Source organism: Roseicella sp. DB1501, assembly GCF_013112485.1.
Lineage (GTDB): Bacteria > Pseudomonadota > Alphaproteobacteria > Acetobacterales > Acetobacteraceae > Paracraurococcus.
Genome location: NZ_JABFHG010000032.1, coordinates 1 through 6,785 on the forward strand (window position 1 = coordinate 1; position 6,785 = coordinate 6,785).

The 6,785-nt window shown below is 70.6% G+C and carries 3 protein-coding genes and 1 pseudogene; 1 reads left to right on the forward strand and 3 read right to left on the reverse strand.

Features of this window, described 5'->3' with window-relative positions:
- Positions 1–136: 136 nt before the first annotated feature.
- Positions 137–455: pseudogene (locus HJG45_RS27985) on the forward strand (transposase); the annotation flags it as partial.
- Positions 456–629: 174 nt separating this feature from the next.
- Here the strand turns inward: HJG45_RS27985 and HJG45_RS27990 are convergent.
- The 3 genes from HJG45_RS27990 to HJG45_RS28000 all read right to left on the reverse strand — a co-directional run bounded on the left by HJG45_RS27990 (position 630) and on the right by HJG45_RS28000 (position 6,443).
- A complete protein-coding gene (locus tag HJG45_RS27990) occupies positions 630–1,808 on the reverse strand; it encodes a TolC family protein (protein ID WP_165839110.1) in 1,179 nt (392 codons plus the stop codon).
- 239 nt (positions 1,809–2,047) lie between these two features.
- Positions 2,048–5,146: an efflux RND transporter permease subunit gene (locus HJG45_RS27995; protein ID WP_111472894.1), complete on the reverse strand. Its 3,099-nt coding sequence runs from the start codon at positions 5,144–5,146 to the stop codon at positions 2,048–2,050.
- A gap of 4 nt (positions 5,147–5,150) precedes the next feature.
- Complete coding sequence (locus tag HJG45_RS28000) at positions 5,151–6,443, reverse strand: efflux RND transporter periplasmic adaptor subunit (RefSeq protein WP_171617241.1); 1,293 nt, start codon at positions 6,441–6,443, stop codon at positions 5,151–5,153.
- Positions 6,444–6,785: the final 342 nt, after the last annotated feature.

Genomic DNA, 6,785 nt, shown 5'->3' on the forward strand with positions numbered 1-6,785 from the left:
CGATACCCGACACCCTTCGCGTCGTCGTTAACGCTATCCATAACGTCGACCTGAAGCTCCTCGCTCCAGGCCGACCCAGCACATTCAGGCCTCACCTCGGAAGATGGGCCTCGTCGCCGCGCTTACGCTGATAGACTCGCTGTTTGGCCTCTATCTGTTCCTGCTGAAGCTCTACGCTGATGGCGGGTACCAGGGCGCCACCTTCCAGGCCGGACTGCTCACGACCTGCCGCCACATCAACCTCGAGATCGTCAAGCGATCCCAGACGCGCAAGTTCGTCGTGCTACCCAAGCGCTGGATTGTCGAGCGCACCATCGCCGTCGACGTATACGTCGACCAATCGCTGCCGACGATTAGCCAAGGATTGGGAGTGCTTGAACCGCCGCGCGCTTGCCTTCCTGCGCTGGGCCTCCGTCCGTCGTATGCTCCGATGGCTATGTCAAAAAACAATATGATCCCGGATGGACTCTGATCACGCTTACATGGCGATTGGAAGCCTGCAATGTTGGCACGTCAGAATTGTTTAGATGCATGCAGCTGTCGCGGATTTTGACGAGCGGAACTCACTCAGCATTCGACAGACAGTTCCGCAGGTCGCGTAGAGGAGTTCGTGATCAGCATGACTTGATCTACGGCGCCAAGCCCAGTGCCTGGTTCAGCCGGCTGCGCGCCCGCCCCGCCTCGACCTCTGCCCGCGCCTCCCCGGCCGCGGCCTCGATCTGCAGCTGCCGCACGCGGAACAGGTCGAAGGCACCGATCTCGCCGCTGCGGAAGGCCGTGCGCGCCGTCGCCAATTGTTGTTCGGCCACCGCGCGCCGGTCGGCTGCGATGCCGCGTGCCCGCGCCGCGGCGGCCAAGCCGAGGCGGGCGAGGCTGATCTCGCCCTCCACCACCCGCCGGGCCTGGATCAGCTCGCCCTCTGCCCGCGTGCGCTCGGCCTCCGCATCGGCGCGGCGGGGGGCGTTGCGCGCCTCGCTCGGCAGCGGGATGCGGACGCGCAGGCCAAGCGAGGTGCCCTGCTCGGTCACCAGCCCGCCCTGGCCGCGGGTGAAGACGCCCAGTTCGGGGTTGTCCATCGGCGTCGCCCGCACCAGCCGGGCGCGCGCCTCGGCGGTCGCCAGCGCCGCTTCCGCCGTGCGGATCGCCGGGTGGGTGGCCGCGTCCATCATGGCGGGCTCCGACCGCGCGCCGGCCAGGCCTGTGCTGCCACCCGCCGACTGCAGCGCCGCCTCGCTCCCGCCGGTCAGCGTGCGGTAGGCGGCGTGGGCGGCAGCAACCGCAGCCTCGGCCCGCGTCAGGTCCAGCGTCGCCGCCAACTCTTCGTTCCGGGTCAGCAGCGCCTCGGTCTGCGCGATGTCGCCGAGTTCCACGCGCCGCTGCACGTCGCGGCCGATGTCGCGCGCCGTCGCCAGCCGGTTGCGCGCCACCCGCAGCTCGGACTCGGCGGCACCGACCGCCCAATAAGCATCGCGCAGCAGCCCGGCCAGCTCCAGCCGCCGCAGCGCCAGGCGCCGCTCCTGCTCCTCCACCCCGGCGTTCACCGTGCCCGCGAGGGCGCCGCGCTGCCCGGGCAGCCAGAGCGGTGCCGCCACCTCCACGTTCCATTCGTTGGCCCGGCCCGGCCCGCGCGCGTCGGACCGGAAATCGCCACCCAGCAAGGGCGAGCCGGGGATGGGGGAGCGCACCAGCGCATCGCGGGACCGCACCGCCTCCCGCTGGCCCTGGATGGCGCGCGCCGCGGCATCGATGGAGAGCGCGGCGTCGAGGTCCCGCGCCAGGCCCGACGCTTCGATGGGCGAGACCGCCATCGGCGGTGAGGTGCGAGGCCCGCTCGGCTGAAGCGGCGGCGCTTCGCGCGGCCGCTCCGCCCGGCGGGGAGCCGGCGCGAGCTGCGGCGGGCGGAGGGTGGTGGCCGGCGGATTGGCTTCGGGCGGCACTGCCATCGGTGGGTGGGACAGCGGCGTTGGTTGCGCCCGCGCATCGCCCGCGGCCGCAGCGGGGACCACCGCGGCCATGACCGCGGCAAGGAACACTTTGTGCACCGTCGCTACTCCGCGGCGGCCGGGCGGGGCGCAGGATCTGAGTGCGACGATTGCCCCCGCCCGGCGAACCGCGGATAGAGCGTGGGCAGCACCAGCAACGTCAGCATGGTGGCGGTGATCAGGCCGCCGATGACCACGGTGGCCAGCGGCCGCTGCACCTCCGCGCCGGCGCTGGTCGAGACCGCCATCGGCAGGAAGCCGAGGCTGGCCACCGTCGCCGTCATCAGCACCGGCCGCAGGCGCAGCATGGCCGCGTCCCGCGCTGCGGCCATGGCGTCCTTCCCTTCCCGCCGCTGCTCCACGATGGTGCTGACCAGCACCACGCCGTTCAGCACCGCGATGCCGAACAGCGCGATGAAGCCGACGGCGGCCGAGATGCTGAAGGGCAGACCGCGCAGCCACAGCGCCAGGACGCCGCCCGTGGCGGCGAAGGGGATGTTGACGAAGATCAGCGCGGACAGCCGGACGCTGCGGAACATGAGGAAGAGCAGCGCGAAGATCAGCGCCAGCGCCGCTGGCACCACCACCGTCAGCCGCGCCGTCGCCTCCTGCAGGTTCTGGAACTGCCCGCCCCATTCCATGGAATAGCCGGGCGGCAGCCGGACCTGGGCCTGCACCGCCGCCTGCGCCTCCCCCACGAAGCTGGCGATGTCGCGGCCGCGGACATTCGCCTCCACCGTGATGCGGCGCCGGCCCTTCTCGCGGCTGATCTGCGCCGGTCCGTCCTCTGTCACCACGCGCGCCAGCTGCGTCAGCGGCACCGCCCGGCCGCTGCCGTCGGCGATGCGGAGGTCGCGGATGCGGTCGGGGTCCATCCGGTCCTCCGGCCGCAGCCGGACGCGGATGTCGAAGCGGGCATTGCCCTCCACCAGCGTGCCCACTGTTCGGCCGCCTAGCGCCTCCACCACGTCCAGGACCTCGGCGGCGTTCAGGCCGTAGCGGGCCACCGCCTCCCGGTCCACGATGATCCGCAGGTAGGGCTGGCCGGCGGTCTGCTCCGACTTCACGTCCTCCGCCCCCGGCACCTTCGCCACCGCCTGCACCACCGCATCGGCCGCGCGGCGCAGCGCCGCCGGGTCGTCGCCGTAGATGATGACGGCGATGTCGGAGCGGACGCCCTGCAGCAGGTCCTGCATGCGCATCTCGATCGGCTGCGACCAGGATAGCTGCAGGCCCGGCACCTCGCGGTCCAGCGCCTCGGCATAGGCGGCGATCAGCCCCTCCCGGTCCGGCGCCGTCCGCCACTGCTCGCGCGGCTTCAGGATGATGAAGCTGTCGCTCTGCTCCACGCCCATCGGGTCGGTCGGGATCTCCGAGCTGCCGGAGAGGCTGACCACCGTCTCCACCTCGGGAAACCTTAGCAGCGTCTTCTCGACCAGCGTCGTGGTCTCGACGGCGGTGGACAGCCCGATGCTCGGCAGTTTAGTGATGGTGACGGCCAGCGCGCCCTCGTCCAGGCGCGGGATGAACTCGGCGCCGAGCCGCGTCGCCAGCAGGCCGCTGGCGACCAGCAGGGCGAGGGCGATGCCGATGGCCGGCGCCGGGTGCCGCTCCGAGGCGTCGAGCAGCGGGGCGTAGCGCCGGCGCACCCAGGCGATGGCGCGGCTGTCATGCTCCGCCACGCGCCCGCGCAGCGCGAAGGTCGCCAGCACCGGCATCAGCACCAGCGTCAGCACCAGTGAGGCGACCAGGGCGAAGACGACAGTCAGCGCCATGGGGCGGAACATCTTGCCCTCGACTCCCTGCAGGCTCAGCAGCGGCAGGTAGACCACGGTGATGATGGTGACGGCGAAGACGATGGGGCGGCCGACCTCATGCGCCGCCTCCCGCACCACATCCTCGATCGGCCGGTCCGGTTGCTCGCCGCGGCGGCGGACGACGTTCTCGATCATCACGACCGCACCGTCGACGATCAGGCCGAAGTCGATGGCGCCCAGGCTCATCAGGTTGCCGGAGATCCCAGCATAGTACATTGCCGTGGAGGCGGCGAGCATCGAGAGCGGAATGGCGGCGGCGACGACGAGGCCGGCGCGGATATTGCCCAGCAGCACCAGCAGCACGACGACGACCAGCGCCGCGCCCTCCACCAGGTTCTTCGCCACGGTATGGATGGTGCGGGTGATCAGGTCGGACCGGTCGTAGTAGGGCGCGATCTCGACGCCCTTCGGCAGGCTCTTGCCGATCTCGCCGACGGCGGCCTTCACGCGGTCGCCGACCTCCCGCGTGTTCTCGCCCAGCAGCATCAGCGCGACGCCGACCACCGCCTCCCCGCGGCCGTCGCGCGTCACGGCGCCGAGGCGCGGGCGGGCGGCCGGCACCACGCGGGCGATGTCGCGGACATAGAGCGGCACGCCACCCTCCCCGGTGCGCAGCACGATGCGCTCGATGTCCTGCGGGTTGGCAATCAGTCCCTCCCCGCGAATCACCGCTTGCTCGCCGTTGCGCTCCAGCGTCGCACCGCCGCGGGCGCCGTTGTTGCGCTCGATGGCGGCGAACACCTCGGAGAGGGAGAGGCCGTAGCGGGTCAACGCATCGGCGGCGACCTGCACCTCGTAGGTCTTCATTTCGCCGCCGTTGACGTTGACGTCGATGACGCCCGGCACCTGCTTCAGGCGCAGGGCGATCTGCCAGTCGAGGATGGTGCGCAGCTCCATCAGGCTGCGGCCCTCTCCGCGCACCTCGAACTGGTAGATCTCGCCGAGGCCGGTGGAGACCGGGCCCATCTGCGGCGCCCCCGCCTCCGGCGGCACCTGCACCGAGGGCAGGCGGGAGAAGACCAGGTTGCGCGCGGCGTATATGTCTGTGTCGTCGGAGAAGCGGACATAGACGACCGAAAGGCCATAGCGTGTGACGGAGCGCAGGTTCTCCATGTGCGGAAGGCCCTGCAGGGCGAGCTCTACCGGGAAGGTGACGAAGCGCTCCATCTCCGGCGGGCCAAGGCCAGGCGCCTGGGTGATGACCAGCACCTGGCGGGGCGAGATGTCGGGCTGCGCGTCGATGGGTAGGCGCCGCAGGTCATAGAGGCCCATGGCGACCAGCAGGCCGACCAGCACCAGTACGACCGTGCGGTTGGCGATGGCGGCGTCCGTCAGGCGGGCGATCACCGGCTCAATCGCCTTCCACGCGGCTCTGCAGCAGCAGCGCCTTCAGGCGGAAGCTGCCCTCGGTCGCCACCACCTCCCCCGGCTGCAATCCCTGAGTGATCTCCGTCGCGCCGCCCTGGCGCAGGCCGGGTGTCACGTCGCGGCGGGCAAAGCGGGTCTCGCCGGTCCGCACGAAAACCACCGGCTGGTTGTCCACCGCCTGCACCGCCGCTTCCGGCACCACCAGCCCGTCTCGGCCCAGCGGCGCCGCGATCTCGACTGTCGCGAACATGTTCACCTTCAGCGCGCCGTCGGGGTTCGGGATCTCGCAGCGCACCTTCGCCGTGCCGGTGCGGGCATCCAGCTGGTCGGCGACATAGGCGACGCGGCCGGGGAAGCGGCGGCCGGGATACGCCTCCACGGCGATAGAGACCGCCGCCCCGGGCTTCACCGCACCGAGTTCACGCTCGGGCACGTCGGCCATCACCCAGACGGTCGAGAGGTCGGCGAGGGTGAAGATCTCGCGGTTGGTGTCCACCAGCTCCCCCGGCGTCGCGCCCACCGCCAGCACCGCGCCGTCGAAGGGCGCGAGGATGCCGCCGCGGGCGTCGCTCGGCGTGCGGCCCGGCAGGGACACGGTGTCCGCCGGCTCCTGCCCCGGCGGGCCGGCCGGGCTGTAGCGGGTCAGCATCTCCCGCCAGTGTTCCACCTCCGTCCGGCGCGTCTCCACCGCCGCATCGGCGCGCGCCATCTCGGCGCGGCGGCGCTCCAGCTCGCTCTGGGCGATCGCGCCGCTGCGGACCAGTTCGGTGGCGCGGTTCAGCGCGGCGCGGGCCGTCTGCGTCTCCGCCTGCGCCTGGTTCAGCGCCGCCTCGGCGCCCGCGAGCTGGTGGCGCGCCTCCGCCAGGTCCAGCGCATCCAGTACCGCCAGGCGCTGGCCGGCGCGCACGCGGTCGCCGATCGCGACCTCGATGGCCTGCACCCGCCCGCGCGCGAGGGGCTGGATGTGGGCGAGGCGCAGCTCGTTGAAGCCGACGGTGCCGGTCACGCGGATGCTGCGGGCCAGCGGCTGCATGGCGGCGGGCGCGGTGCGCAGGCCGTAGTTCTGCGCCGCCTCGGGCGAGAGCGTGACCTCCGTCGGCAGGCTCTCCTGCGGCGCGGGCGTGGCGGGGGCCGGCGGCGACGGGGAGAGCCATTGGCCCAGGACGAAGCCGCCGACCCCGGCAACGAGCGCCGCGGCGCCGGCCGACAGCAGCAGCCGGCGCTGAGGACGCCTTTGGACATTTGGCCGGTCAATCTGATCAATGATCGTGTCCATCAAATGTTAAGTATCATCGGACACGGCACCGTCAACGCGGTACATGAATATAAAAAATTAATTTTTCATTTGAGAATGACTTGCATATTCATAGAGAATTTCACGCTTGTGAAATACAGAGCGCGTGATTTTTCTCAGTACCGTCCGGTCGATTTCTCGACCTTGACAATCGACCCGACCGCACTGACGGGCCAACTGTAAGCGGCCGTTCGAGGTGTTGAATGCCAGTGAGAGCTGACCCGGGATTGCCATGAGGAATTGACCCGGGTTGTGGATGGAGGAGCGGGGTTTTCGGTCTGGTCAGGTGAGTTGTGGCTTCCTTTCGTGCTTGGCTTGGGTGGC

What these genes read in the sequence shown, in the direction of transcription:
- HJG45_RS27990 (WP_165839110.1), bottom strand. Translation starts at nt 1,808, where the DNA reads ATGGCGGTCTCGCCCATCGAAGCGTCGGGCCTGGCGCGGGACCTCGAC.
- HJG45_RS28000 (WP_171617241.1), bottom strand. Translation starts at nt 6,443, where the DNA reads ATGGACACGATCATTGATCAGATTGACCGGCCAAATGTCCAAAGGCGT.